The 24,688-nt window shown below is 72.1% G+C and carries 21 protein-coding genes; 6 read left to right on the forward strand and 15 right to left on the reverse strand.

The genetic code is table 11. From position 1 onward, the window contains the following. Positions 1 to 6 precede the first annotated feature (6 nt). Positions 7 to 804, reverse strand: coding sequence for a hypothetical protein (locus NS331_RS20910; protein WP_058643880.1), 798 nt, complete (start codon positions 802 to 804; stop codon positions 7 to 9). Between the two features lie 82 nt (positions 805 to 886). Continuing rightward, positions 887 to 1,987 (reverse strand): alanine racemase, encoded by a 1,101-nt coding sequence (alr, locus tag NS331_RS20915; protein ID WP_058643881.1) that lies wholly within the window; start codon positions 1,985 to 1,987, stop codon positions 887 to 889. Positions 1,988 to 2,161: 174 nt separating this feature from the next. Here alr and lplT point away from each other — a divergent pair, with 174 nt between their 5' ends. The 5 genes from lplT to NS331_RS20940 all read left to right on the forward strand — a co-directional run bounded on the left by lplT (position 2,162) and on the right by NS331_RS20940 (position 8,027). Beyond that, positions 2,162 to 3,466: a lysophospholipid transporter LplT gene (gene lplT / locus NS331_RS20920; RefSeq protein ID WP_058643882.1), complete on the forward strand. Its 1,305-nt coding sequence runs from the start codon at positions 2,162 to 2,164 to the stop codon at positions 3,464 to 3,466. Between the two features lie 167 nt (positions 3,467 to 3,633). Then, positions 3,634 to 4,122, forward strand: a complete 489-nt coding sequence (locus tag NS331_RS20925; protein WP_058643883.1) for a glutathione peroxidase — start codon at positions 3,634 to 3,636, stop codon at positions 4,120 to 4,122. Positions 4,123 to 4,196: 74 nt separating this feature from the next. Beyond that, positions 4,197 to 4,574 (forward strand): DUF2946 family protein, encoded by a 378-nt coding sequence (locus NS331_RS20930; RefSeq protein WP_058643884.1) that lies wholly within the window; start codon positions 4,197 to 4,199, stop codon positions 4,572 to 4,574. 176 nt (positions 4,575 to 4,750) lie between these two features. Continuing rightward, on the forward strand, positions 4,751 to 7,108 hold the full coding sequence (locus NS331_RS20935) for a TonB-dependent receptor (protein ID WP_082702662.1): 2,358 nt from the start codon (positions 4,751 to 4,753) through the stop codon (positions 7,106 to 7,108). Positions 7,109 to 7,139: 31 nt separating this feature from the next. Further along, complete coding sequence (locus NS331_RS20940) at positions 7,140 to 8,027, forward strand: copper chaperone PCu(A)C domain-containing protein (RefSeq protein ID WP_058643885.1); 888 nt, start codon at positions 7,140 to 7,142, stop codon at positions 8,025 to 8,027. 261 nt (positions 8,028 to 8,288) lie between these two features. Here the strand turns inward: NS331_RS20940 and NS331_RS20945 are convergent, their stop codons facing one another. From NS331_RS20945 to NS331_RS20985, 9 genes are all read right to left on the reverse strand, one after another. Then, positions 8,289 to 8,657 carry an HU family DNA-binding protein gene (locus NS331_RS20945; protein ID WP_058643886.1) on the reverse strand — a complete coding sequence of 123 codons (369 nt, stop codon included), beginning with the start codon at positions 8,655 to 8,657 and terminating at the stop codon, positions 8,289 to 8,291. A gap of 232 nt (positions 8,658 to 8,889) precedes the next feature. Next, positions 8,890 to 9,294 (reverse strand): carboxypeptidase regulatory-like domain-containing protein, encoded by a 405-nt coding sequence (locus NS331_RS20950; protein WP_058643887.1) that lies wholly within the window; start codon positions 9,292 to 9,294, stop codon positions 8,890 to 8,892. A gap of 170 nt (positions 9,295 to 9,464) precedes the next feature. Next, positions 9,465 to 10,697, reverse strand: a complete 1,233-nt coding sequence (glcF, locus tag NS331_RS20955; protein WP_058643888.1) for a glycolate oxidase subunit GlcF — start codon at positions 10,695 to 10,697, stop codon at positions 9,465 to 9,467. Positions 10,698 to 10,774: 77 nt separating this feature from the next. Further along, a complete protein-coding gene (locus NS331_RS20960; RefSeq protein ID WP_082702663.1) occupies positions 10,775 to 11,590 on the reverse strand; it encodes a YoaK family protein in 816 nt (271 codons plus the stop codon). 52 nt (positions 11,591 to 11,642) lie between these two features. Next, complete coding sequence (glcE, locus tag NS331_RS20965) at positions 11,643 to 12,746, reverse strand: glycolate oxidase subunit GlcE (protein ID WP_193758166.1); 1,104 nt, start codon at positions 12,744 to 12,746, stop codon at positions 11,643 to 11,645. 29 nt (positions 12,747 to 12,775) lie between these two features. Beyond that, positions 12,776 to 13,738, reverse strand: a complete 963-nt coding sequence (locus NS331_RS20970) for an SMP-30/gluconolactonase/LRE family protein (protein ID WP_058643890.1) — start codon at positions 13,736 to 13,738, stop codon at positions 12,776 to 12,778. Between the two features lie 223 nt (positions 13,739 to 13,961). Continuing rightward, entirely contained in the window at positions 13,962 to 15,485 is a 1,524-nt protein-coding gene (locus NS331_RS20975) for an ammonium transporter (protein ID WP_193758167.1), read from the reverse strand. Positions 15,486 to 15,519: 34 nt separating this feature from the next. After that, a complete protein-coding gene (gene glnK, locus NS331_RS20980; RefSeq protein WP_017762018.1) occupies positions 15,520 to 15,858 on the reverse strand; it encodes a P-II family nitrogen regulator in 339 nt (112 codons plus the stop codon). Positions 15,859 to 15,930: 72 nt separating this feature from the next. Continuing rightward, a complete protein-coding gene (locus NS331_RS20985) occupies positions 15,931 to 16,779 on the reverse strand; it encodes a TorF family putative porin (RefSeq protein WP_058643891.1) in 849 nt (282 codons plus the stop codon). 192 nt (positions 16,780 to 16,971) lie between these two features. On the opposite strand from NS331_RS20985, the gene NS331_RS20990 reads away from it, so the two are divergent. Then, positions 16,972 to 18,510, forward strand: coding sequence for a YifB family Mg chelatase-like AAA ATPase (locus NS331_RS20990; RefSeq protein WP_058643892.1), 1,539 nt, complete (start codon positions 16,972 to 16,974; stop codon positions 18,508 to 18,510). Here NS331_RS20990 and NS331_RS20995 read toward each other — a convergent pair. Genes NS331_RS20995 through NS331_RS21010 form a run of 4 tightly spaced genes read right to left on the reverse strand, consistent with a single transcriptional unit; the run spans position 18,494 to position 24,538 of the window. After that, complete coding sequence (locus NS331_RS20995; RefSeq protein ID WP_058643893.1) at positions 18,494 to 22,531, reverse strand: molybdopterin cofactor-binding domain-containing protein; 4,038 nt, start codon at positions 22,529 to 22,531, stop codon at positions 18,494 to 18,496. The genes NS331_RS20990 and NS331_RS20995 overlap by 17 nt on opposite strands. Next, positions 22,528 to 23,019, reverse strand: a complete 492-nt coding sequence (locus NS331_RS21000; RefSeq protein WP_242873845.1) for a (2Fe-2S)-binding protein — start codon at positions 23,017 to 23,019, stop codon at positions 22,528 to 22,530. The genes NS331_RS20995 and NS331_RS21000 overlap by 4 nt, the downstream gene beginning before the upstream one ends. An 8-nt stretch (positions 23,020 to 23,027) precedes the next feature. Then, the gene (pncA, locus tag NS331_RS21005; RefSeq protein ID WP_058643901.1) at positions 23,028 to 23,765 is read right to left on the reverse strand and encodes a bifunctional nicotinamidase/pyrazinamidase; all 738 of its coding nucleotides are present in this window, start codon (positions 23,763 to 23,765) and stop codon (positions 23,028 to 23,030) included. 35 nt (positions 23,766 to 23,800) lie between these two features. Continuing rightward, on the reverse strand, positions 23,801 to 24,538 hold the full coding sequence (locus NS331_RS21010) for an ABC transporter ATP-binding protein (RefSeq protein ID WP_058643895.1): 738 nt from the start codon (positions 24,536 to 24,538) through the stop codon (positions 23,801 to 23,803). Positions 24,539 to 24,688 lie beyond the last annotated feature (150 nt).

The following is a 24,688-nucleotide window of genomic DNA, read 5'->3' on the forward strand; positions in this document are numbered from 1 at the left end:
CGAGGGCTACCGCCGCGCCGCGATGATCCGCAGCGCCTCGGGCAGCGTGCGGGCCTGCGGCACGAAGCGGTCGACCAGCGCCCCCAGCAGCACGGCGCACAGCAATGCACCAAGCAGCGGCTTCCAGGTGAGCCGCACGGCAGCGCCGAGCCAGCCTTCGCGCGCCAGGCGCCGGGTCGTGCGCACGGCGGCATAGGAGAAGGCGACTTCGACGGCCACGGCGAGCAGGGCCTCGGAGCCGAAGTACAGCCAGACGAGCGAACCGGCGCCCATCACGACCGCGACGCCGATCAGGAAGATGGCCACCACGGGCACGACGACGACCGCGCCTTCATCGGCCGCACTGGCGGCATCGAGCGCGTCCGAGGCGAGGCCGCGCAGGCCGGAGGCTTCGCCGCCGGCGCGGTCGGCCGGGCCTGCCTGGTCCGCACGTCCACCGCGCGGGGCTGGCACGCCGTCGCCGTCTCGCCCCGCTGACGCCTCGTCGGGACGGTCGGGCAGGAGCTCGGCCAGGTCGCTCCAGTCGTCCGCTTCGTCCGCGTCCTCGCGCAACAGGCGGCGTGCCCACAAGCGCAGCAGGCCCAGGTACGTCGCATAGCCGAGCCCGAGCGTGAACAGGTAGCGCAGCGCGAGCGAATCGACATGGGCCATGTCGCGCAGCATCGCCGCGAAGGCCCACATCAGCAGCAGCACCAGGCTGCCGATGAGCCAGCCGTGCAGGCGCAGGCTGTGGCGGCGGTGCAGGGCCTGCTCCAGCGCGGATTCCTCCAGGCGCACCGAGCGCCAGGTCGAACGGACTTTCATCGCGGCGATCCCTCCCGCCAAACACCCACCGCGGTCGATGGAACCGGCGCCGCGGCGAGGCCGGGGAACGGCAGGCGGCGCGTCATTCCAGCGCGTCCACCATGACGGGCACGCGCGGCGCCACGGCACACATCAGCTCGTAGCCCACGGTGCCGCTGGCGCGGGCCACCTCGTCGATGGGCAGCAGGGTGCCGTGCAGGGCGCTGCGGCCCCACAGCACCACCTCGCTGCCGAAGCCGGCGTCGGGCACGGGCGTCAGGTCGACCGTGACCATGTCCATGCTGACGCGGCCGACGACGCGGGTGCGCACGCCCTCGACCAGCACCGGCGTGCCGGTGGGCGCATGGCGCGGATAGCCGTCGGCATAGCCCACGGCCGCGATGCCGATGCGCATCGGCTGCTCGGCCACGAAGCCGGAGCCGTAGCCCACCGTGTCGCCCGGCTGCAGCGACTGCACGCCGATGAGCCGCGTGGCCAGCGTCATGCCGGGCTGCAACTGCCAGTGGGCCGCGTCGTTCTCGGGAAAGTCGGGCGCGCTGCCGTAGAGCACGATGCCCGGCCGCACCCAGTCGGCCCGGGTGCGCGCCGCGTGGCGCAGCAAGGCGGCGCTGTTGGCGATGCAGCGCTCGCCGGGCAGGTCGGCCGTGGCTTCGTCGAAGGCGGCCATGGCGGCGTCGATGCCGCGCGGGCCGTCGGCATCGCTGAAATGCATCATCAGCGAGACCTCGTCCACCTGCGGCAGGGCCGTCAGGCGCGTCCATGCGGCACGCATGCGGACGGGCGCGAAGCCCAGCCGGTTCATGCCCGAGTTCATCTTGAGGAAGACGCGGTGCGGCGCCTGCGTCTTGTGCGCGGCCAGCCAGTCGATCTGCTCGTCGCAGTGCACCGTGTGCCACAGGCCCAGGCGCGAGCACAGCTCCAGGTCGCGCGCATCGAACACGCCCTCGAGCAGCAGGATGGGCCCGCGCCAGCCCAGGGCGCGCACGCGCTCGGCCTCGGCCAGGTCCAGCAACGCGAAGCCGTCGGCGGCGCGGAAGGCGTCGAACACGCGCTCGATGCCGTGGCCGTAGGCATTGGCCTTGACCACCGCCCAGACGCTGGCCGGGGCCGCGCCGCGGCGGGCCCGCTCGAGGTTGTGGCGCAGCGCGCCGGGGTGGATGGTGCAGAGGATCGGGCGGGGCATGGGGCGGCCGGAATTCGATGCGGGATGACGCCCGTGTCGGACGCGGACGGGTCGCCCCGGCGAGGGTTATGGGTCATTTTGGCATTGCACCTGCGTGCTATAACCACGGGCCCCCGACCCCGGGGATTTTTTGTATACAGCCTCGAGCCTGCACATGGCCAGCCAGCCCCATCGATGAAGCGCGGCTTCTACACCATCATGTCGGCCCAGTTCTTTTCGTCGCTGGCCGACCAGGCGCTCTTTGTGGCCGCGGTCGAACTGCTGCGGACGGCGGGCTCTCCGGAATGGCAACGCGCGGCGCTGGTGCCCATCTTCGCCATCTTCTATGTGGCGCTGGCCCCGCTGGTGGGTGCCTTCGCCGATGCGCTGCCCAAGGGCAAGGTCATGTTCATCAGCAACGCCATCAAGGTGGCGGGCTGCCTGATGATGCTGTTCGGCAGCCATCCGCTGGCGGCCTATGCCGTGGTGGGCCTGGGCGCGGCGGCCTATTCGCCGGCCAAGTACGGCATCCTGACCGAGCTGCTGCCGGCCTCGCAACTGGTGAAGGCCAACGGCTGGATCGAGGGCCTGACCATCGCCTCGATCATCCTCGGCATCGTGATGGGCGGCCTGCTGGTGGGCGGGCCCGTGTCCAGCAAGCTGCTGGCCATCGACCTGCCCTTCATCGACACCGGCATCGACACACCCCCCGAGGCGGCCATCACCGTGCTGATCGCGGTGTATGCGCTGGCGGCGTGGTTCAACACGCGCATCCCGCACACCGGTGTGGCCATGCGCCCGCTGCGTTCTGACCCGAACCGCAGCTTCGCGGGCAACCTGGTCGCGCTGCTGCCCGACTTCTGGCAGTGCAATGCCCGCCTGTGGCGCGACAAGCTGGGCCAGATCTCGCTGGCCACCACCACACTCTTCTGGGGCGCGGGCGGCAACCTCAAGTACATCGTGCTGGCCTGGGCCTCGCTGGCGCTGGGCTACAGCACGCCGCAGGCCTCTGCGCTGACGGGCGTGGTGGCCATCGGCACCGCCGTGGGTGCGGTGGTGGCGTCGGTGCGCATGCGGCTGGACATGGCGACGCAGGTGATTCCGCTGGGCATCGGCATGGGGCTGCTGGTGATCGGGATGAACTTCATCTCCAACGTGTGGGTGGCGATCCCGTTCCTGATCGCGCTGGGCGGGCTGGGCGGCTTCCTGGTGGTGCCGATGAATGCGCTGCTGCAGCACCGCGGCCACAACCTGATGGGTGCGGGCCGCTCGATCGCGGTGCAGAACTTCAACGAGCAGGCCTGCATCCTGCTGCTGGGCGCCTTCTACAGCGCCTGCACGGGCCTGGGGCTGTCGGCCTTCGGTGCCATCACGGCCTTCGGCATCGTGGTGGCGGGCTTCATGGAAATCATCCGCCGCTGGCACCAGCGGAACCTGAAGGTGCATGGCGAGGAAGTGCAGCGCCTTCTGGAGATTGCGCGCAGCGACAAGCATCATTGACCACCCCCGTTGCTTGCTCACTTCGTGTAGCCGCCTCCCCCCTCAAGGGGGCGCACCCGGCGGCCCGGCGGAGCCGGATCCGCGGGTGCACGCGGATGGCCTGCTCCGCGGCCGACTGAATGACGAGCTGGGCGCAGGTGGCGATTTACCTGACTGAGGAGATGCCAATGACGACGCTTCACGACTTCGAGGTCCGCCGGCTGGACGGCACGCCGGTCTCGCTGGGCGAGTTCCGGGGGCAGGTGGTGCTGGTGGTCAACACCGCGAGCCAGTGCGGCTTCACGCCGCAGCTGGGCGGGCTGGAGCAGCTGCATGCGCGCTTCAAGGACCGCGGCTTCGCGGTGCTGGGCTTTCCCTGCAACCAGTTCGGCGGCCAGGAGCCGGGCACGGCCGAGGAGATCGGCAGCTTTTGCCAGCGCAACTACGGCGTGAGCTTCCCGATGATGGAGAAGATCGACGTCAACGGCGCCAATGCGGCGCCGCTGTACCAGTGGCTCACGCGCGAGAAGCCGGGGCTTCTGGGCACGCAGGCCATCAAGTGGAACTTCACCAAGTTCCTGGTCGGCCGCGACGGGCAGGTGATCCGCCGCTATGCGCCGCTGGACAAGCCCGAATCCATCGCGGCGGACATCGAGGCGGCGCTGGCCGCGGGCTGAGACCTGTTCGACGGCCACGGACAAAAAGTCCACCGCCGCGCGCGAAGCCCACTCCTAGAATCGCCGGCTCGCCCATGCCCTTCTTCGACCGCCACCTCCATCGCCTCGCCCGCGGCCTGCTCGGCCGCGCGGTGCTGCTGTGGTTCGCGCTGTCGATGGGGGCGGCCATCGCCTCGCCGATGGTGCATCCGCAGGCCATGGAGCTGGTCTGCTCGGCGATGGGCGCCGTCAAGGTGGTCGTGAAGACCGACGACGGCGTGCGGGAGATCGGCGCCACGCACATGGACTGCCCGCTGTGCGTCTCCACCGGCGCGCCGCCGCCGGCGGCGCCCCTGCTGCAGCTGCCCCAGGCCCAGCCCCTGGGTCTTGCGCTGCAGCCCATCGAGGCCGCGCGCCTCGCGGCGGCCACGGCCGCGCCCTTGCCGGCGCGCGGGCCACCGGCCCTGCGCTGATCCTGTTGTCCCCCTTCCGTTCGCCCGCGGCCTTGCGCGGCACGGCGGCCCTGGCCCTGCGGGCCGGCTGGCCGACCGCCGCACGCCCGGTGTGAACCCGAACGACAGATCGCCGCGCAGGCCTGGGGCCGGACCGAGTCCGGCCCCGGCAGGCCGCGCGGATGCCAGGCCTTCGCATGAATCCTCACCCCTACCCACGCGCCGACGCGCGCGTCCGCTTCTCGCGGCTGGCCCTGCGCGCCAGCCTTTCATTGCCGCTGGCGCTGCCCCTGGGCGCCCTGGCGCAGCAGGCCGGCACGGCCACCGCCGACGCGCCCGAGCGCGTCAAGTCGCTCGGCGTGGTCACCGTCACCGGCGGCCAGCCGAGCTCGCTGCCCACGCAGATTCCCACCACCATCGAAGGCGTGACGCGCGAGGAGATCGCCACCCGCATCAACGCCACCGACAGCGAGGACGCGCTCAAGTACCTGCCCAGCCTGCTGGTGCGCAAGCGCTACATCGGCGACTACAACCACGCGATCCTCTCCACCCGCGCCTCGGGCACCGGCAACAGCGCGCGCTCGGCCGTGTATGCGGACGGCATCCTGCTGTCCAACTACCTGGGCAACGGCATCGCCAACGGCACCAACTTCGCGCCGCGCTGGGGCCTGGTGTCGCCGGAGGAGATCGAGCGGGTGGACGTGATGTACGGCCCCTTCTCGGCCGCCTACCCGGGCAACTCGGCCGGCGCGGTGGTCGACTACGTGACGCGCATGCCGACACAGCTGGAGGCGCATGCGAGCGCCGGTTATTCCTCGCAGCCCAACCGGCTCTACAACACCGATGCGACCTTCGACAGCTGGCAGACCAGCGCCTCCATCGGCAGCCGCGCGGGCGACTGGTCGTGGTGGATCCACCTCAACCGCACGCGCAGCGAAGGCCAGCCGCTGACCTTCACCACGGCCACCGTCGCCTCGGGCACGCCGGGCAATGCGGGCACGCCGGTCACCGGCTGGGTGGGCGGGCTGAATACCACCAACACGCCCTGGTACATCCTGGGCACCGGTACGGCCTACCGGACGGTGCAGGACCAGGCCAAGCTCAAGCTGGCCTACGACATCACGCCCACGCTGCGCGCCAGCTACACGCTGGGCTGGTGGCAGAACGCGTCGGAAGGCCGGCCAGAGAGCTACCTGATGGGCACCAACGGCCTGCCGGTGTACAGCGGGCCGGTCAACATCCTGGGTCGCAGCTACACGCTCGCGCCCACGGCCTTCCCGCTGACCAACGACGACCAGACGCACTGGATGCACGGCCTGTCGCTCAAGAGCCGCACCGAGGGCGTGTTCGACTGGGAACTCGCCGCCAGCCTGTACGACTACCGGAAGGACCGGCAGCGGGCGCCCACGGTCGCGCTTCCGCTGGCCGCCTACGGCGGTGCGGGCACGCTGCAGGACCAGGACGGCACCGGCTGGAACACGCTGGCCGCCAAGGGCACCTGGCGGCCCCAGGGCCTGCAGGGCGCGCACATCGTGGACTTCGGCATCGGCCGCGATGCCTACACGCTGGCCATCGCGAAGAACAACGTCATCGGCAGCTGGATCGACGGGCCGGTCAACCCGCTCTCGCTGGTCAGCAACGTGGGCGGCCGCACGCAGACCGTGAGCGCCTGGGCGCAGGACGCCTGGCGCTTCGCCCCGCGCTGGAAGGCCGTGCTCGGCCTGCGCTGGGAGGACTGGCAGGCCACCGACGGCCTGAGCGCCGGCGCCACCAGCAGCTTGCGCTACGCCCGCCGCAGCGAGTCGCACCTGTCGCCCAAGGCCGCCCTCGCCTTCCAGGCGACCGACGACACGGTGATCAAGGCGTCCGTGGGCCGCGCGGTGCGCTTTCCGACAGTGGGCGAGCTTTACGGCGCCACCGGCGGCACGCTGTCCTTCGTCAACGATCCCACGCTGGCGCCCGAAAAGTCGTGGACCGGCGAGCTCAGCGTCGAGAAGGACCTGGGCCACGGCCTGCTGCGCGCCACCCTCTTCCACGAGACCACGCGCGATGCGCTCTTCAGCCAGCTGGTGCCCGGCACCACCATCTCGCGCGTGCAGAACGTGGACAAGGTGCGCACCACCGGCATGGAGCTGGCCTACACCGGCACCGACGTGCTGATGCGCGGGCTGGACCTGGGCGGCAGCCTGACCTTCGCCGACTCGCGCACCGTGGCCAATGCCGCCAACCCGGCGAGCGTGGGCAAGTGGCAGCCGCGCGTGCCGCGCTGGCGCTCCACCGTGTACGCCACCTACCGGGCGGACGACCGCTGGTCCTTCACCGTGGCGGCGCGCTACAGCGGACGGCAGTATTCGAACCTGGACAACAGCGACGTCAACGCCAACGCCTACTTCGGCGCCAGCCGCTACTTCACCGTCGACACCCGCGTGCGCTGGCAGATCGACCGGCACTTCTCGGCCGCTTTCGGCATCGACAACCTCAACAACGCCCAGTACTGGAACTTCCATCCCTACCCGCAGCGCACCTACACCGCCTCGCTGCAGTGGGACCTGTGAACCTGCACCGACTTCAAGGAGCCTCAAGACCATGACCCGTTTCGCCAAGCCCCTCTTCGCCCTCGCCCTGCTGGCCGGCACCGGCAGCGCCCTAGCCCACGTGACCCTGCCGCCCGGCGGCGCCACCGTCGGCACCGACTACGAGGCCGCCTTCCGCGTCGGCCATGCGTGCAAGGACGCCAGGCTCACCAATGCCCTGACCGTGCGACTGCCGCAGGGCTTCACGCTGCAGGACGTGCCCGCGCGGCCCGGCTGGACCATCGAGCAGACGCGCAGCGGCAACGAGGCCGTGGTGCGCTGGACGGCGACCAGCGCCGCCACCGCCGTGCCGGCCGACCAGAAGACCGAATTCGTGCTGCGCGGGCGCCTGCCCGACAAGCCGGGCCCGCTGTACTTCAAGGTGCTGCAGGGCTGCGACGTCGGCAGCAGCGACTGGGCCCAGCTGCCCACGGGCGCGACCGACGAGAAGCTGCCCCTGCCCGCCGCGAAGCTGGACGTGCTGCCGCGCGGCGTGGCGGCGGTGGACGTGCAGGGCGGCTGGGCCCGCATGGCCGTCGCCGGCCAGAGCGGCACCGGCGCCTTCATGAAGCTGCAGGCGCCCTCGGGCGCCCGCCTGGTGGGGGCCAGCACGCCGGCCGCCGGCATCGCCGAAGTGCACGAGATGTCAATGCAGGGCGACCGCATGCAGATGCGCGCCGTCGACGAACTGACGCTGCCCCCGCGCCAGACCGTGGAGCTGAAGCCGGGCGGCCTGCACGTGATGCTGATGGACCTGAAGCAGCCCCTGCCGGTGGGCAGCACGCTGCCGCTGACGCTGCGCTTCAAGGACGCACAGGGCAACGAGTCCACGCGCGAGGTGCAACTGCCGGTGCGCGCTGCGCCCGCTGCAGCCGCGGGCGGCGGCGGCCATCAGCACTGAGGGGCTCGAGTCTTCTGCCCTCTCCCCTCGCGGGAGAGGGGCCGGGGGAGAGGGGGTGCCACGCCACGGAAGCTGGCGTGGCGGTGCAAGCGCCGTCGCCCCCTCTCCCCAGCCCTCTCCCACGAGGGGAGAGGGAGCGAGGCCGGTAAGCACTCCGGCTCGGCCACTGCAAAGAGAAGGCAGGGCGCAAGCCCCAAAGCAAAGAGGCCCCGAAGGGCCTCTTGCTCACTGCGCCGGCACCGCGAGGGTGCCCGGTCGCCCTCAGGCCTTCTTGGCCTTCTTGGCAGCGGCCTTCTTGGCAGCCGGCTTGGCCGAAGCCGCCTTCTCGGCCTTGTCGGCCTTGCGCTTGGCGGCCTTGGGGTCCACGGCGGCCTTGAAGGCGGCGCCCGGCACGAACTTCGGCACCTTCTGGGCGGCGATCTTGATCTTCTCGCCGGCTTGCGGGTTGAAACCGGTGCGGGCGGCGCGGGCCACCTGCTTGAAGGTGCCGAAGCCCACCAGGGTCACGCTGTCGCCCTTCTTGACGGCGGTGACGATGCTGCTGGTCACGGTCTCCAGGATGCGGCCGGCTTCGGCCTTGGAGACGTCATGGGCGGAGGCGATCTTTTCGATGAATTCGAGACGGTTCAAGATGGATTCCTAGAGTTGCTTCGATCTGCGCCGGCCCCGGGCGCGTGGAGCGCCCGGGCCGAGCGAGCCGCGAAGTGTAGTGGAGCCACAAGACGAATTGGCGGTGCCTTGCGAGCGGCATGGCGGCGAAAGCCCACTTGGCAGCGGCTTGGCGGGCCGTGCGTGAAAAACTTCACTGTCGCGCAGGCCTCGAAGGCGGCGCGCCCACCACCCGGTGTGGCGTCGGGCCCACTCAGAAGCGGAAATCCGCGCTGCGCGGTGCGCCGCCCAGCGTCACTTCGCGGCGCTGCGTGCGGCCCTCGAAGGTGGCTTCCACCACATAGGCGCCCGCGGGCAGGTCGACCAGGCAGACCGGGCCGTCCGCCCGTAGCGACAGGCCGGCGCCGCCATTGGCGGGGCGCACATGCACCGCCACCGAGGCCAGGTAGGCCCCGTCGGCGCGCGCGAACAGCAGCGACAGCGGATGCGAAGCCATGGCCGCCCGCATGGCCGTGGATTCATCGGAGCCGATGCCGCCGCAGACATAGCGGCCGGCACCGTTTTCGGTCCAGGCAGGCATCTGGGCCTGCGCGAGGCCGGCGGTGCACAGGGCCAGCAGCGCGGCCGGCAGGGCGAGGAAGGAGCGGGACGAGGACATGGCGGTCTCCTGGTTCGACGGACGGCGCGGATGCTCGCCGCGACGCCTGCGGCCGCCTGTCGGACCGCGGCGACCGGTGGCGTGCGGCATCGCCGCCCGCGCGGGCGTGGGCCGGACACGGCCCGCATTGCCCGGCATGCCGATGGCTGTCGATTCGGCGCGGCCGGCGCTCAGGCCTGCGGCGTCAGCGCCGCATCCAGCCACTCCACCCAGTGCCGCACCGGCAGTTCGGTGCCGGCCTGCAGGTGGGTGATGCAGCCGATGTTGGCCGAGGCCACGGCCTCAGGCTGCAGCCGCTGCAGGTGGCCCAGCTTGCGCTCGCGCAGCTGGGTGGCCAGTGCCGGCTGCAGCACCGAGTAGGTGCCGGCGGAGCCGCAGCACAGGTGGCTTTCGTTCTGCGCCACGCGCAGGTCGAAGCCCAGCGCACGCAGGCCCGACTCCACGCCGCCGCGCAGCTTCTGCCCGTGCTGCAGCGTGCACGGCGGGTGGTAGGCGATCACGCCCTCGGGCGCGCGCACGCGCTCGCGCAACAGGGGCACCAGCGCGGGCAGCAGCTCGCCCAGGTCGCGCGTCGCGCGCGACACCTCGCGCGCCTTGTCGGCATAGGCCGCATCGCCGGCCAGGGCATGGCCGTAGTCCTTGATGGCGGTGCCGCAGCCGGAGGCGTTGCTGACGATGGCCTCCACCTCGCCGGCCTGCAGCAGCGGCCACCAGGCATCGATGTTGGCGCGCATCTGGTCCAGCGCGCCGGCCTGGTCGTCGAGGTGGAAGCGGATGGCGCCGCAGCAGCCGCCGGCCTGCGGCACCACGCTTTCGATGCCGGCGGCGTCGAGCACGCGCGCCGTCGCGGCGTCGATGGACGGGGCCATGGCCGGCTGCACGCAACCCAGGGGCAGCAGCACCTTGCGCGCATGGCTGCGCCGCGGCCAGGCGCCGGCCGGGCGCGGCGCCGGCACCTTGGCCTTGAGGCCCTCGGGCAGCAGGCCGCGCACCGCCTGGCCCAGCTTCATCGCCGGCGCGAACAGCGGGGCGTTGAGGCCTTCCTTGAGCAGCCAGCGCGCGGCGCGCTCGCCGGCCGGCCGGGGCACTTGCTCGTCCACCAGCTTGCGGCCGATGTCCACCAGGTGGCCGTACTGCACGCCGCTGGGGCAGGTGCTTTCGCAGTTGCGGCAGGTCAGGCATCGGTCCAGGTGCACCTGCGTGGCGCGCGTGGGCGCATGGCCTTCGAGCACCTGCTTGATGAGGTAGATGCGCCCGCGCGGGCCGTCGAGTTCGTCGCCGAGCAGCTGGTAGGTGGGGCAGGTGGCGGTGCAGAAGCCGCAGTGCACGCACTTGCGCAGGATGGCCTCGGCCTCGCGGCCTTCGGGCGTGCCCTGGTATCGGGGGGAGAGGTCGGTCTGCATCGTGTCTCGTCGTGGGTGTCGTCGTCGGGGTGGCCGGCGCCGCGGCCCGGGGGCCGGCGGCAGGCGGCGTCAGCGCATCAGGGCGGCGGCCCGGGCAGGCCCCGCGGCGGCGGGCGGCGCAGGCGGCCCAGCCAGCCGAAGGTCCAGGTCCGCAGCGCGTCGTTGTGGCGCAGGTCGTCCAGGTAGGGCGGCAGCGACAGCCACAGCAGCAAAGCCGCCAGCGGCAGCACGCAGACGAAGCCCACGTGCTTGAAACCCGCCGCACCCGCCAGGCCGCCCAGCACGAAGGCCAGGATCAGGCCGCCGAACAGCCGCACCCGCGCCAGGTTGGGCCGCACGCGGTCGGCGTCGGCGCGCCGCCGGTTCCAGTACAGCGCCTTGCCCAGCTCGATGCCCAAGTCGGTGAAGTTGCCGGTCATGTGCGTGGTGCGGATCTTGCCGGCCGACACCTTGGAGGCCAGCGCGTTCTGCAGCCCCATGATGAAGGACAGCAGCAGCACCGTGAGCGGCACCGCGAAGGGCGTGTGCCATTCCAGCGTGATGGCGCCCATCAGGCCGAAGGGCAGCATCAGGGCCGCCTCCAGCAGCAGCGGCAGCGCGTAGACGTGATTGAGCCGGTAATGCCGGCCCCAGTTGATCTGGATGGCGGCCGTCGCCGCCCCTGCCAGGAAGGCCAGGATGGCGCCCAGCGCCCCCAGCAGCAGCGTCATGTCGCCCAGCACCAGCGAATCGGCCACCTGCGAGGTGAAGCCGGTCATGTGCGAGGTGTAGCGGTGCAGCAGCAGGAACCCGCCCGCGTTGATGGCGCCGGCATTGAAGGCCAGCAGCAGGCCCAGCGCGCGGTTGGTGGACGGGGCGCGGTGGCGGCCGGTCAGGTGGCGCAGGCGGCGCATGGGCGAAGGGCGCTCGGTCGGTCGCGTCGGCGTGCAGCCGCGGCGCCTGGGTTCAGAGGCCGGCCACCAGCCGGCCGCGGTTGAAGATGCCGGCCGGGTCGAAGGCGGCCTTCAGGCGCTGGTGGATGGCCTGCAGCGCCGGCGGCAGGGGTGCCGGTTCGGCGCGCCGGCCCGCCGCCGGGCGGAAGGACACGGCCCAGCCGCCGGCCTGGCGGGCGGCGTCGGCGAGCGCGGCGACGGCGCCGTCGGGCACCGCGTACCAGCGCTGCGCGCCATGCCATTCCACCAGCAATGCCGACGCGCCTTCGGCCGCCAGCGCCGGCGCGGTCTGCGGCACGCTGGCGCGCCACAGCGCCAGGCCCGCGGCCTGCGCCGGCGCGAAGGCCTCGTGGCGCTGGTCGCGCAGCGCGGCCCAGAACGGCACCGCGGTGTCCTGCGGCACCGTCTCGCCGCCGAGCTGGCGGCAGGCCGACTGCACCGCGGCCACGGCCCCGCGCAGGCGCAGGTGCAGGTGCCCCACGCTGCCGTCGGGCCCGGCCAGCCAGGCGCTGGCATTGAGCGGCAGGGGCTGGCCTCCCCATGCGTTGAGCAGGCGCAGGGCGCCGGCCTGCGTGCATTCGAAGGCCAGGGTGGCCTCGGCCGGCGGCACCGGCAGCACCTTGAGGCTGAGTTCGGTGATGGCGCCCAGGGTGCCCCAGGCGCCGACGAGCACGCGCGAGACGTCGTAGCCCGCCACGTTCTTCATCACCTGGCCGCCGAAGGTCAGCAGCTCGCCGCGGCCATTGACCAGGCTGGCGCCCAGCACATAGTCGCGCACCGAGCCGACGCTGGCCCGGGCCGGCCCGGCGATGCCCGCGGCCACCATGCCGCCGACGGTGCCGCCCGTGCCGAACTGCGGCGGCTCGAAGGGCAGGCACTGGCCGTGGGCCTGCAGCAGCGCCTCCAGCTCGGCCAGCGGGGTGCCGGCCCGCACCGTCACCACCAGTTCGCTCGGCTCGTGGCTGACGATGCCGCGCAGGTCCCGCAGGTGCAGCGGCTCGCCTTCCAGCGGGCCGCCGTGGAAGTCCTTGGTGCCGCCGCCGCACAGGCGCAGCGCCCGCCCGTCGGCCGCAGCGGCGCGGATCTGCTCGGCGATCTGGGTCAGGGCGGGGCTCATCGCGGGCATGGTACGCCAGGGGGCGGGGCTCAATCCTCGAAGAAGGCGACGGGCCGGCCCGGTGCGGCCATGCGGCGCCAGAGCACCTGGCCGGCCATCGGCTGCCGGGCCAGTTCCGCGGCCGGGCGGCCCTTGCGGGCGGTGGTCACGAACAGGGTGCACAGGTCGTCGCCGCCGAAGCAGGGCATGGTGGGGCAGCGCGCCGGCACGGGCAAACGTTCGAGCGTGCGGCCCTCGGCGTCCAGCGCCTGCAGCTGGCCGCCCTCGAACATCGCCACCCAGTAGCGGCCGTCGCGGTCCAGGGTGGCACCGTCGGGCCGGCCGTCGTAGGGCACGCCGGATTCCGGCGTCCAGCCTGCGGGCTTGGGGTCGAACTGCCGGAAGAGGCGTTCGCCCGTCAGGGCGTGGGGCGGGTCCGTCCAGTCGTAGGCCCGCACGGCATGGGCCGCGGTGTCGGCCCAGTACACGCAGCCGCGCTCAGGCACCAGCACCAGCCCGTTGGCCGTGATGGCCTCGCCGGCCATCTTCTGCACCCGCGCCGGGCCGCCGCCGCGCGCGTCGATGCAGTACAGGGCGGCGATCGGCCGGTCCTTGGGTTCCTGCAGGGTGCCGGCCCATAAACGGCCCTGCGGGTCGCACTTGCCGTCGTTGAAGCGCATGGTGGCGGTGTCGTGGTCGAAGGCGGCGATGCACTGCAGCGCACCGCCCCATTCACGGGCGCGGTAGATGCCGTCGCGCAGCGCGATCACCAGGCCGCCGCGGCGCGCGGGCGCCATGCAGCCGGGCTCCTGCGGCAGGGCCCAGCGCTCGACCACCGCCTGCCCGCCGGCGATGTCGCCACGCGTGCGCAGGGCCTGGCGGCCCGGAATGTCCAGCCAGTAGAGCGCGCGCTCGTGCGGATGCCAGAAGGGGGATTCGCCCAGGGCGCAGTCGCTGCCGGGCAGGGCGGTCCAGCCGGCGGTGTCGGAAGGGTTGGGGGTCGGGTCAGCCATCCGCCCATTATTGGCGGCGAGCGCGGGCCGAGCGATCTGCGTCGACGAGGGCTGGCCGCTGCGCCGGGCCTTTGCGACAGGCAAAAAAATGGCCCGCTCGTGCCGAAGCACTTGCGGGCCGAACATCCAAAGGAGACTCTCGCTAAAACATTCGAATCGGTTGTCGGGACATCCGTCCCCGGACCGCGGCGCCTGGCGAGAGGGCGCCGCGTCCGGTGGGCGATCAGCGGTTGTACGCCGTCTCGCCGTGGGAGGTGATGTCGAGGCCTTCGCGCTCTTCCTCTTCCGTCACGCGCAGGCCCACCGTCAGGTCGGCGATCTTGTAGGCGATGAACGAGACCACGGCGGACCAAACGATGGTCAGCAGCACGCCCTTGAGCTGGATCCAGACCTGGGCGCCGATGCCGTTGGAGCCGACGGTGGCCGTGACCCAGTCGGTGACCAGGCCGGGGCCGCCCAGCGCCTGGGTGTTGAACACGCCGGTCAGCAGGGCACCCACGATGCCGCCCACGCCGTGCACGCCGAACACGTCCAGCGAGTCGTCCGCGCCCAGCAGGCGCTTCAGGCCGCTCACGCCCCACAGGCAGGCGAAGCCGGCGATGAAGCCGACGACGATGGCGCCCATCAGGCCCACGTTGCCGGCGGCCGGCGTGATGGCGACCAGGCCGGCGACGGCACCGGAGGCGGCGCCCAGCATCGAGGCCTTGCCCTTGTGCAGTGCTTCACCCAGCGACCAGGCCAGCACGGCAGCAGCGGTGGCCGAGAAGGTGTTGATGAAGGCGAGCACGGCGCTGTTGCCGGCTTCCAGGGCCGAACCGGCGTTGAAGCCGAACCAGCCCACCCACAGCAGCGAGGCACCGACCATGGTCAGGGTCAGCGAGTGCGGCGTGAAGGCTTCCTTGCCGAAGCCGATGCGCTTGCCGATCACGTAGGCACCGACCAGGCCGGCGACCGCGGCGTTGATGTGCACCACGGTGCCGCCGGCGAAGTCCAGCGCGCCCCATTGCCAGATCAGGCCAGCCTTTGCGTTGGTGGCGTCCACCACGTCGGCGGCGGTGTAGGCGTCCGGACCCATCCAGAACCAGACCATGTGGGCCAGCGGCGTGTAGCTGAAGGTGAACCAGATCACCATGAACACCAGCACCCCGGAGAACTTGGCACGCTCGGCGAAGGCACCCACGATCAGGCAGCAGGTGATGCCGGCGAAGGTGGCCTGGAAGGCGGCGAACAGCAGCTCGGGGATGTAGACGCCCTTGCTGAAGGTCGCACCGGGCGCGAAGGCGCCGGTGGCCGGATCGAAGATGCCCTTCATGAACAGCCGGTCGAAGCCGCCGATGAAGGCATTGCCCTCGGTGAACGCCAGGCTGTAGCCGTAGATGCACCAGAGCACGACGATCAGCGAGAAGGTGACGAACACCTGCATCAGCACGCTGAGCATGTTCTTGCTGCGCACCAGGCCGCCGTAGAACAGGGCCAGGCCGGGGATGGTCATCAGGATCACGAGCAGCGTGGACACGAGCATCCAGGCCACGTCGCCCTTGTCGATCTTGGGCGCGGGGGCGGCAGCGGCGGCGTCGGCCGGGGCGGCCGCAGGTGCGGCGGCTGCGGGTGCGGCCGTGGCGGCAGCGGCGGCCGGTGCCGAGGCGGCGGGCGCCTCGGTGGTGGCGGCCGGCGCCTGCGCGAAGCTGGACACGCCAGCCGTGAGGACGCTCAGGCCGAGCGCCAGGGAGACGAGGAACTTCTTCATCTTGGTCTTTCTTGTGCCTTCTTCTGCTGTGTGTTCAGAGCGCTTCGCGCCCGGTCTCGCCGGTGCGGATGCGAACGACCTGCTCCAGGTTGAACACGAAGATCTTGCCGTCGCCGATCTTGCCGGTGCGGGCGGCGCTTTCGACGGCCTCGATGACGCGGTCGACGAGCTCATCGGCCACGGCGGCCTCGATCTTGACCTTGGGCAGGAAGTCGACGACGTATTCCGCGCCACGGTAGAGCTCGGTGTGGCCCTTCTGGCGGCCGAAGCCCTTCACCTCGGTGACAGTGATGCCCTGCACGCCGATGGCCGAGAGCGCCTCGCGCACCTCGTCGAGCTTGAAGGGTTTGATGATGGCTGTGATCAGCTTCATGATTTCTCTCCGTTGGATGAACCGGGCGCGGCAGCGGTGGCCGCGCCCACCTTGCGGCTGGCTGGCCGGACCTCAGAAGGTCTTGGTCAGCGTGGCGATGAAGCGGGCCTTGTTGGGCGACTCGCTGTAGGTCAGCGTGCCCGTGGGCAGCACCACCTGGCCGGTGGTGGCCTGGTAGGCGTCCTTCTTGTTGGCGCCGACCACGGCGCCGGTCAGGCTCAGGCCGCCGCCGAAGTCGTAGGTGGCGCCGACGTTGTAGTCCACGTAGCTCTTGTAGGGCGTGTTGCGGCGGATGTCGCTGGACAGCGCGGTGTAGCCGACGGCGGCCTTCAGCGTGACCTTCGGGAAGATTTCCTTGCTGTACGCGATGTTCAGGTAGCCGGTGCCGCGGCCCTTCCAGCCGGTGGTGCGGTTGCTGGCGAAGCCGAAGTAGTCCTTGGAGACGGTGCTGGAGTACTTGACGGTGAAGGCGCCGATGGCCTCGTCGCTCCAGGTGGCGGCACCGTACAGCTCGGTGGTGTTGCCGTTGCGGTTGCCGGGGTAGATGTAGGTCAGGACACCGAAGTCGAGGTCGAAGACGCCGGCCTTGAACTTGTAGCCGCCGTAGATGTCGCTCTCGATGGAATTGCCGGGGAGCCAGTTGACGCTGGAGTTCCAGTTGCCGACGTAGAAGCCGCTTTCGTGGGCGTAGTCGAAGCCGCCCTGGACGGCGGGCTTGGCGGCGTTGGTCTTGTAGAAGCCGTTGTTGCCCAGCGCGTCCTGGTCCTGGCCGCGGAACTTGTAGTTGCTGGTCAGGGAGATGTTGGCCGTGATGGGCGAGGGCTCCGGCGCGGCCGGAGCGGTCTGCGCACTGGCGCCGGCGGCAGCGGCCAGGCACAGAGCCATCGTTGCCATCTTGATCGTGGCCGAGCGGATCTTCATCAGGAAACTCCTCGCGAGTGGGTATTTGTTGGAGACACCTTCAAAGCAGGGAGCGTGCCAAACGCCAGCCGTGTCCTACGCGACGGGCGCCGAGCCAGCCGCCGCACAATGGTTCCCGGGCGTCCACTGCCACGCCATGTTCAACACATGGAACACCGCGGCGGAGCGCACCATTTCAGGGAGAAATCAAAAATGAGCCTTTCTTTGGTGCAGACACGCGCCTTGGTGGCGCTTGAATCCGCGCCAGTCACCGTTGAGGTGCATTTGGCCAACGGTTTGCCCAGCTTTACGCTGGTCGGGCTGGCGGACGTGGAGGTCAAGGAGGCCCGCGAACGCGTGCGCTCGGCGATCCAGAACTGCGGCCTCGCCTTTCCGCACGACCGGCGCATCACCGTCAACCTGGCCCCGGCCGACCTGCCCAAGGACTCGGGGCGCTTCGACTTGCCGATCGCGCTGGGCATCCTGGCCGCCAGCGGCCAGATCGACGGCGCGCGGCTGGCGGGCCACGAGTTCGCCGGCGAGCTGTCGCTGTCGGGCGACCTGCGTCCGGTGCGCGGCGCGCTGGCCACGGCGCTGGCGGCCGAGGGGCCGTCGCCGCGCCCCGTCCTGGTGCTGCCGCTGGACAGCGCCCGCGAGGCGGCGCTGGTGCCCGGCGCCACCGTGTATGGCGCGGCGCACCTGCTGGACGTGGTGCGGCCCTTCCTGCCGCCCGACACCCTGGCCCAGGTGGAGGACGGCCCCGGCTGGGTGCGCATGGCGCCGCCCGACCTGGCGGCGGCGGTGCCCGGCGGGCCCGACCTGGCCGACGTGAAGGGCCAGGCCGCCGCCCGCCGCGCGCTGGAGATCGCCGCCGCCGGCGGCCACAGCCTGCTGATGGTGGGCCCGCCCGGTGCCGGCAAGTCTATGCTGGCGCAGCGGCTGGCCGGCCTGCTGCCGCCGATGGACGTGCAGGCGGCGCTGGAGAGCGCCGCCATCGCCAGCCTGGCCGGCCGCTTCGACCCGCAGCGCTTCATGCAGCGGGTGGTGGCCAGCCCGCACCACACGGCGAGTGCCGTGGCGCTGGTGGGCGGCGGATCGCCGCCGCGGCCGGGCGAGATCTCGCTGGCGCACCACGGGGTGCTGTTCCTGGACGAGCTGCCGGAATTTCCGCGCGCCGCCCTGGAGGCGCTGCGCGAGCCGCTGGAGACCGGCACCATTTCCATCGTGCGGGCCGCGCGGCGGGCGCAGTTCCCGGCGCGCTTCCAGCTGGTGGCGGCCATGAACCCCTGCCCCTGCGGCCACCTCGGCGCGCAGCGCATGGCCTGCCGCTGCTCGCCCGACCAGGTGGCGCGCTACCAGGCACGCATCAGCGGCCCGCTGCTGGACCGCATCGACCTGCACGTGGACGTGCAGGCCATCGACCCGCGCGAGCTGCTGGGCGCGCCGCCCGGCGAATCGAGCGCCGTGGTGCGCGAGCGCGTGGCCGCGGCCAGGGCCGTGGCCCTGGACCGGCAGGGCAGCGCCAACCAGGCCCTGGCCGGCCAGGCGCTGGACACCCACGCCCGGGCCGATGCCGCCGCCCTCGCCTTCCTGCAGAAGGCCGCCACCCGCCTGGGCTGGAGCGCCCGCGCCACGCACCGCGCGCTGCGGGTGGCGCGCACCATCGCCGATCTGGCCGGCGCGCAGGACGTCGGCGCCACGCACGTGGCGGAAGCGATGCAGTACCGGCGCGCGCTCAACGCGGCGCCGTGACGGCGGCCGGCGTGCTCGCCGGTGCCCCCTGCGCCGCCGGCGCACCGTGTCCCGGCGCGGCGCGCACCCGCGCCACCTGGGCGGGCAGGTCGGCCCAGGCCGGCGCCTGCGGCGCGAAGCGGGCGCGCATGTAGCCGGCCAGCTCGGCGATCTGCGCGTCGTCCAGCGCCTCGCGGAAGGCGGGCATGAAGCCGACGTCCCGCGTGGGTGGGGTGCGCACGCCATCGAGGATCGTGCGGATCAGGTTGTCCGGCCGCGTGCTGGTGAGCTGGCTGTTCAGCGCCAGCGGCACGTTCGCGCCCAGCAGCGTGGGCCCGTCGCCGTCGTGGTGGCAGGCGGCGCAGGCGGACTCGAACATGCGCTGCGCCGCGCCCAGCAAGGCGCCCTGCCCGGCGGCGGCGCGCTGGACGGCCTGAGTGGCCAGTGCCTGCGGGTCGGCCGCGGGCGGCGGGTTGAAGCTGGCGAGGTAGGTGGCCATGGCGCGCACGTCCGCATCGGGCAGCTGCTGCAGGCCGTGCACCACCTCCGCCATGGGCCCGCCGGCGATGCCGTGCCGCGGCGAATGGCCGTGGCGCAGGTAGGCGTAGAGGCTGCCCTCGTCCCAGGGCACGGCGTTGGTGGTGCGGGCGGTGAGGGCCGGCGCCTCCCAGCCATCGATCATGGCGCCGGCCAGGAAGTCAGTGCCGGCTTTCTCGGCGCCCAAGGCGTTGCGCGGGCTGTGGCAGGCGGCGCAGTGGCCCAGGCCGTTGACCAGGTAGGCGCCGCGGTTCCATTCGGCGCTCTGGCCGGCGACGGGCTGGTAGGGCGTGGGATCGTGGAACAGGCCGTTCCAGCCGGCCATGAGCGGGCGCAGGTTGAAGGGGAAGCGCAGGTCGTTGGGCGGCATGACGGCCGGGCCGCCGTCCTCGCGTGCACCGGCCTGCACGGGCGGCAGGGACATGAAGTAGGCGTAGAGCGCCTGCAGGTCGTCGTCGCTGGTCTTGGCGAAGGCGGTGTACGGGAAGGCCGGGTACAGGTGCCGCCCGTCGCGGGAGATGCCCTCGCGCATCGCGCGCTGGAAGGCGGTGAAGGACCAGCGGCCCAGGCCGGTCTCGGCATCGGGCGTGAGGTTGGTCGTGTGGATCGTGCCGAAGGGGGTGTGCATGGCCCGGCCACCGGCATTGGGCAGGCCGCCGTCGGCCGTATGGCAGACGGCGCAGTCGCCGGCCGCGGCGAGCTGGCGGCCACGCTCGATGGTCTGGGCGCTGTAGGCAGGTGCGCTGAAGCTGACCGGCGCGATGGCGGGGCGCCAGCCGAGCAGGCCGGCGATGGTGCCGAGGCCGCCGACGAGCAGGCCGGCGATCAGAGCCGGCCAACCCTTGCGGCGCGGTGCGAGGGTCTGGCTCCTTCCCCCGCTGGGGGAAGGTTGGGATGGGGGCTGCGGCGCTTGATCAGGCGACGGCGTGGTGAACTGGCCCCCACCCCCGCCCTCCCCCAGCGGGGGAGGGAGTGAAGACAGGGCCGCCAGCACCTTCTCCGGCGTGAACGGCGGCTCGCGCAGGCGCACGCCCGTTGCATCGAAGATGGCATTGGCGATGGCCGCCGTGCCCGGCACCGAGGCCGACTCGCCGGCGCCCAGCGGCGACTCGCCAGGGCGCGGCATCTGCAGCACTTCGATGACCGGCACCTCGCGGAAGTGCAGGATCGGGTAGCTGCCCCATTCGCGCGTGGCGACCACGCCCGCTGGCGGCATGCCGGGCAGCGGGGCCTTCACCGGGACCGGCGCCTTGCCGACATCGACCGGCTGCGGGGCAGGCGCGAAGCGCACCTCCTCCTTCAGCGCCCGGCTGGTGGTCTGGATGACGTTGCCGTGCACCTGATGCGCGACGCCGGCCGGGTTGACCGTCAGGCCCGCATCGTGGCCGACGACCACGCGGCGCACGTGCACCTCGCCGGTCCGGCGGTTGACTTCGACATCGGCCACCCAGGCGGCCCAGGCCGCACCGAAGCCGGGCCACTTGCTGTGGATGTAGCGGGCGTAGGCGAACCCTTGGCCGAAAACGATATCGCCCCCACGCTCCCCCACTTCGTGTGGTTCGCTGCCCCCCGAGGGGGCCGCGTTCCGCCTTGGGAGCGGCCCGGCGGCGGAACGGATGTCGCCCCCCGGCCCCACCCGCGACTGCGGCGGCCGCGAGGGATGGTCGCCATGCGCATCCTCCTGCGGCCCGGTGCGCCAGCGCCAGCCGGCCTTCTGCGCCGTGGCCTCGATCAGCTCGCGCGCCCGCTCGTCCGGCAGGTGGCGCAGGCGGAACTGCACCGGGTCCACGCCGGCGGCGGTGGCCAGTTCGTCGATGAAGCTCTCGTGCGCGAAGGAATTGGGCAGGGCCGACACGCCGCGCAGCCACGAGGCGCGCACGATGGGCGCCATGTCGTGCACCTGCACCCGCAGGTGGTCGTAGGCATAGGGCGGGCGCGCGGTGCGGTCGCCCATCTCGTAGGCCTGGGCCAGCGGCTCGACGGTGCGCGTGAGCAGCAGGGCCAGCGTGGGCGCGCCGTTGCTCGGGTAGCTCGTCTGGAAGTCGTAGGCGGCGATGCCGCCGTCGGGCGACAGCGCGCCGGCCACGTCCATCAGTTGCGCGGTGCCCTTGGGCTCCCACAGGTGCTCCTGCTCGCGGCTGAGCTGCACGCGCACCGGCGCGTCGACGGCGCGGGCCAGCAGCGCGGCATCGGCCGCCACGTCGTCGGCGCCGTTGCGGCCGTAGCAGCCGGCGGCTTCCAGGCGGACGACGTCGACGTCGACGTCCTGCAGCGCCAGCAGGCGGGCCAGGTCGGCGCGCAGCACGTGCGGGTTCTGCGTGCCGGCCCAGCAGCGCAGGCGCACGCGGCCGTTTCGGGCGGTGGCCTGCGCTGCATCGGCGGCACCATCGCGGCCGTCGCCTGCGCCATCGCCACCGTCTTCGGGCTCCCACTGCGCCACCGCGCACGACGGCCCAATGGAGGCATGCAGCTGGTAGGGCCACAGGTAGGTGCGGCGCAGCGTGCCCTCGCCCTGCAGCGCCGTCTCGACGTCGCCTTCGTCCACCAGCGTGCGCGTGGTGGCGGGATTGGCGCGGATGGCATCGGCCACCTTGCCCGCGCCGGCCAGGTCGGGCATGCCGGGCCAGGGCTTCCAGGTGACGCGCAGCTCGCGCATGGCCTGTTCGGCATGCTCCTCGCGCTCGGCCACCACGCCGACGAAGTCGCGGATGACGACCACGGCGCGGATGCCCGGAATGTGGGCGATGGACGACTCGTCCATCGCCTCCAGCGTGTTGCCGATGAAGTCGCCATGGTCGGCGCCGGCATAGGGCGGGCGGATCACGCGGCCGTGCAGCATGCCGGGCAGGCGCATGTCGTGCACGAAGGCCAGCTCGCCGGCCAGCTTGGCGGGAATGTCGATGCGCGGCTGCGGCGTGCCGACGAGGCGGTAGTCCTCGGGCCGCTTGAGCGTGGCGTTCGGGTCCAGCCGCAGCACGGTGCGCTGGCCGGCCAGCAGGTCGGCGAAGGACAGCGCCACGCCCTCCGCCACGATGCGGCCGCGGTCGATGGCCAGTTCGCCCACCGATCGGCCGAGCCGCCCGGCGGCGCGCGCCAGCAGCCAGTGGCGCGCCTGGGCCGCGGCCAGCCGCAAGGGCTGGGCATGGATCTGGATCGAGGCGCTGGCGATGGTGGCGCCCTGGTTGGGCACCTGCGCCGTGTGGCCCAGCGCCATGGCGACGCAGGCCATGGGCACGTCCAGCTCTTCGGCCACGATCTGCGCCAGGGCGGTCTGGATGCCGGTGCCCAGGTCCACGTGGCCGTTGAGGGCCGTGACGCTGCCGTCGTCCCAGACGGCGAGCAGGACCTCGTCGCCCTCCGCCGGATTGCCGGGCACGGCCGCGGGCTGGCCCTTGGCGGGCGGCGGCGGAAGGGGCGTATCTCGCACGACGACCAGCACGCCCTCGGCGCCGAGGAAGTCGGCGCGTGTGCGGGGCTGGGCGGCGCGGCGCGGGTCGGGCGTCACCGCGGGGCCTCCGGTGCCTCGGCCGCACCGAGCCGGGCCGCGGCCAGGCTCACCGCGCGCAGGATCTCCACGTGCGTGCCGCAGCGGCACAGGTTGCCCGACAGCTCGCTGCGGATGCGCGCCTCGTCCGCCTGCGGCTCGCGCGCGAGCAGGGCCGCGGCCTGCATCACCATGCCGTTGAGGCAATAGCCGCACTGGGCGGCCTGCGCCTCCTCGAAGGCCTGCTGCACCGGATGGAAGTGACCGCGGCGGCCGAGGCCCTCCAGCGTCGTGATGCAGCGCCCCGCCACGCCATGCGCCGGGATCACGCAGGCCCGCGCGGCGATGCCATCCACGTGCACCGTGCAGGCGCCGCACTGGCCCAGGCCGCAGCCGTACTTGGGCCCGTTCAGGCCCAGGTCGTTGCGCAGCAGGTGCAGCAGCGAGGCCTGGCGCGGCACCTCGCCCGCGAAGGGCTGGCCGTTGACGGTGAGCGCGAGCGCGGGCAAGGACGCGATCAGGCCAGGTCGGCCGACTGGATGCGCTTGACGCCCTTGGCCTGCATCTGCTTCCAGGCCTTGTCCAGCGAGCCGTTGAGGTCGATGGCGCGCGTGGCGTCCTCGATCACGTAGACGTTGAAGCCGGCCGCACGCGCGTCGAGCGCCGTCCAGGCCACGCAGAAGTCGGTGGCCAGGCCGGTGACGTAGACGGTCTTGATGCCGCGCGCCTTGAGGTAGCCCGCCAGGCCGGTGACGGTCTTGCGGTCGGCCTCCTGGAAGGCCGAGTAGCTGTCCACGCCCTTGTTGTAGCCCTTGCGGATGATCAGCTGCGCGGTGGGCAGCTTCAGGTCCTTGTGCAGGGCCGCGTCATCGGTGCCCTGCACGCAGTGGTCGGGCCACAGCACCTGGTTGCCGTAGTTGAGCTTGACGCTGTCGAAGGGCTTGGTGCCGCTGTGGGCGCTGGCGAAGGAGGTGTGGCCGGGCGTGTGCCAGTCCTGCGTGACGACGACGTTCTGGAACTTGGGCGCCAGCGCGTTGATGACCGGCACCACGTCGGCGCCGCCCTTCACGGGCAGCGTGCCGCCGTCGACGAAGCAGTTCTGCACGTCGACCACGATCAGCGCGGCCTGGGCGCTGGGGCTGATCTTCTTCGCGGCCTTGGCATCGGCCGCCGGCAGCGGCGGCGCGATGGCGGCAGCGCCGAGGGCGGCGGCGGCCTGCAGGAATTGGCGGCGTGGGGGTGCGGTGCGCAGCATGGTCATCATCGGTCCCTCCGAGGACAGGTTGGAAATCAGACGCTGAGGTAGGCCCGGCGGACTTCGTCGTTGGCGGCCAGCTCGTCCATGGTGGCCTGGTAGCGGATCTGGCCTTTCTCCAGCACGTAGGCGCGGTCCGAGACGAGTTCGGCGAAGTGCATGTTCTGCTCCGACAGCAGGATGGACACGCCCTGGGCCTTGAGCTCCAGGATCATCTGCGCCATCTGCTCCACGATGACCGGCGCGACGCCCTCGGAGGGTTCGTCGAGCAGCACGAGGTAGGGATTGCCCATGAGCGTGCGGGCGACGGTGAGCATCTGCTGCTCGCCGCCGCTCATGCGGCCGCCGGGGCGGTCGGGCATCTCGCCGAGGTTGGGGAAGAGCCTGAACAGCTTCTCGGGCGTCCACAGCGGCGCGGCGCCGCCGTCGGCCCATTGGCGGCCGGCCTGGCGGCCCACTTCGAGGTTCTCCATGACCGTGAGATCGGTGAAGACGCGCCGGTCCTCGGGCACGAAGCCCAGGCCCAGGCGGGCGGCGTGGTGCGGCTCGGTCCTGGAGATGTCGTGGCCCAGGAAGCGGATGCTGCCGCGGCGCTTGGCGAGCATGCCCATGAGGGCCTTGAGCGTGGTCGACTTGCCGGCGCCGTTGCGGCCCAGCAGCACGACGACCGCGCCCCGGCGCACCACCAGGTCCACGCCGTAGAGGAAGTGGTACGCGCCACCGGGGGTGTGCACGCCGCCGAGCGTGAGCAGCGCTTGCGTGGCCGTCCTCATGCGACCTACTTCGCCACGCCCACGTACGCTTCCGGCACTACCGGCGAGGCGATCACCGCGGCCGCCCGCCATTCGCCCACCAGCGTTCCGTTCTGCCGCCCGATGATGCGGCTCGCCAACCCGCACACCGAGGCCCTCTTCGTCGCTACA

The organism is Pseudacidovorax intermedius, from assembly GCF_001476815.1.
GTDB classification, from domain to species: Bacteria; Pseudomonadota; Gammaproteobacteria; order Burkholderiales; family Burkholderiaceae_C; genus Xenophilus; species Xenophilus intermedius_A.

Coding starts and splice junctions, on each gene's coding strand:
- NS331_RS20910 (WP_058643880.1), bottom strand. CDS start 804: ATGAAAGTCCGTTCGACCTGGCGCTCGGTGCGCCTGGAGGAATCCGCG.
- alr (WP_058643881.1), bottom strand. CDS start 1,987: ATGCCCCGCCCGATCCTCTGCACCATCCACCCCGGCGCGCTGCGCCAC.
- lplT (WP_058643882.1), top strand. CDS start 2,162: ATGAAGCGCGGCTTCTACACCATCATGTCGGCCCAGTTCTTTTCGTCG.
- NS331_RS20925 (WP_058643883.1), top strand. CDS start 3,634: ATGACGACGCTTCACGACTTCGAGGTCCGCCGGCTGGACGGCACGCCG.
- NS331_RS20930 (WP_058643884.1), top strand. CDS start 4,197: ATGCCCTTCTTCGACCGCCACCTCCATCGCCTCGCCCGCGGCCTGCTC.
- NS331_RS20935 (WP_082702662.1), top strand. CDS start 4,751: ATGAATCCTCACCCCTACCCACGCGCCGACGCGCGCGTCCGCTTCTCG.
- NS331_RS20940 (WP_058643885.1), top strand. CDS start 7,140: ATGACCCGTTTCGCCAAGCCCCTCTTCGCCCTCGCCCTGCTGGCCGGC.
- NS331_RS20950 (WP_058643887.1), bottom strand. CDS start 9,294: ATGTCCTCGTCCCGCTCCTTCCTCGCCCTGCCGGCCGCGCTGCTGGCC.
- glcF (WP_058643888.1), bottom strand. CDS start 10,697: ATGCAGACCGACCTCTCCCCCCGATACCAGGGCACGCCCGAAGGCCGC.
- NS331_RS20960 (WP_082702663.1), bottom strand. CDS start 11,590: ATGCGCCGCCTGCGCCACCTGACCGGCCGCCACCGCGCCCCGTCCACC.
- glcE (WP_193758166.1), bottom strand. CDS start 12,746: ATGAGCCCCGCCCTGACCCAGATCGCCGAGCAGATCCGCGCCGCTGCG.
- NS331_RS20970 (WP_058643890.1), bottom strand. CDS start 13,738: ATGGCTGACCCGACCCCCAACCCTTCCGACACCGCCGGCTGGACCGCC.
- NS331_RS20975 (WP_193758167.1), bottom strand. CDS start 15,485: ATGAAGAAGTTCCTCGTCTCCCTGGCGCTCGGCCTGAGCGTCCTCACG.
- glnK (WP_017762018.1), bottom strand. CDS start 15,858: ATGAAGCTGATCACAGCCATCATCAAACCCTTCAAGCTCGACGAGGTG.
- NS331_RS20985 (WP_058643891.1), bottom strand. CDS start 16,779: ATGAAGATCCGCTCGGCCACGATCAAGATGGCAACGATGGCTCTGTGC.
- NS331_RS20990 (WP_058643892.1), top strand. CDS start 16,972: ATGAGCCTTTCTTTGGTGCAGACACGCGCCTTGGTGGCGCTTGAATCC.
- pncA (WP_058643901.1), bottom strand. CDS start 23,765: ATGCTGCGCACCGCACCCCCACGCCGCCAATTCCTGCAGGCCGCCGCC.
- NS331_RS21010 (WP_058643895.1), bottom strand. CDS start 24,538: ATGAGGACGGCCACGCAAGCGCTGCTCACGCTCGGCGGCGTGCACACC.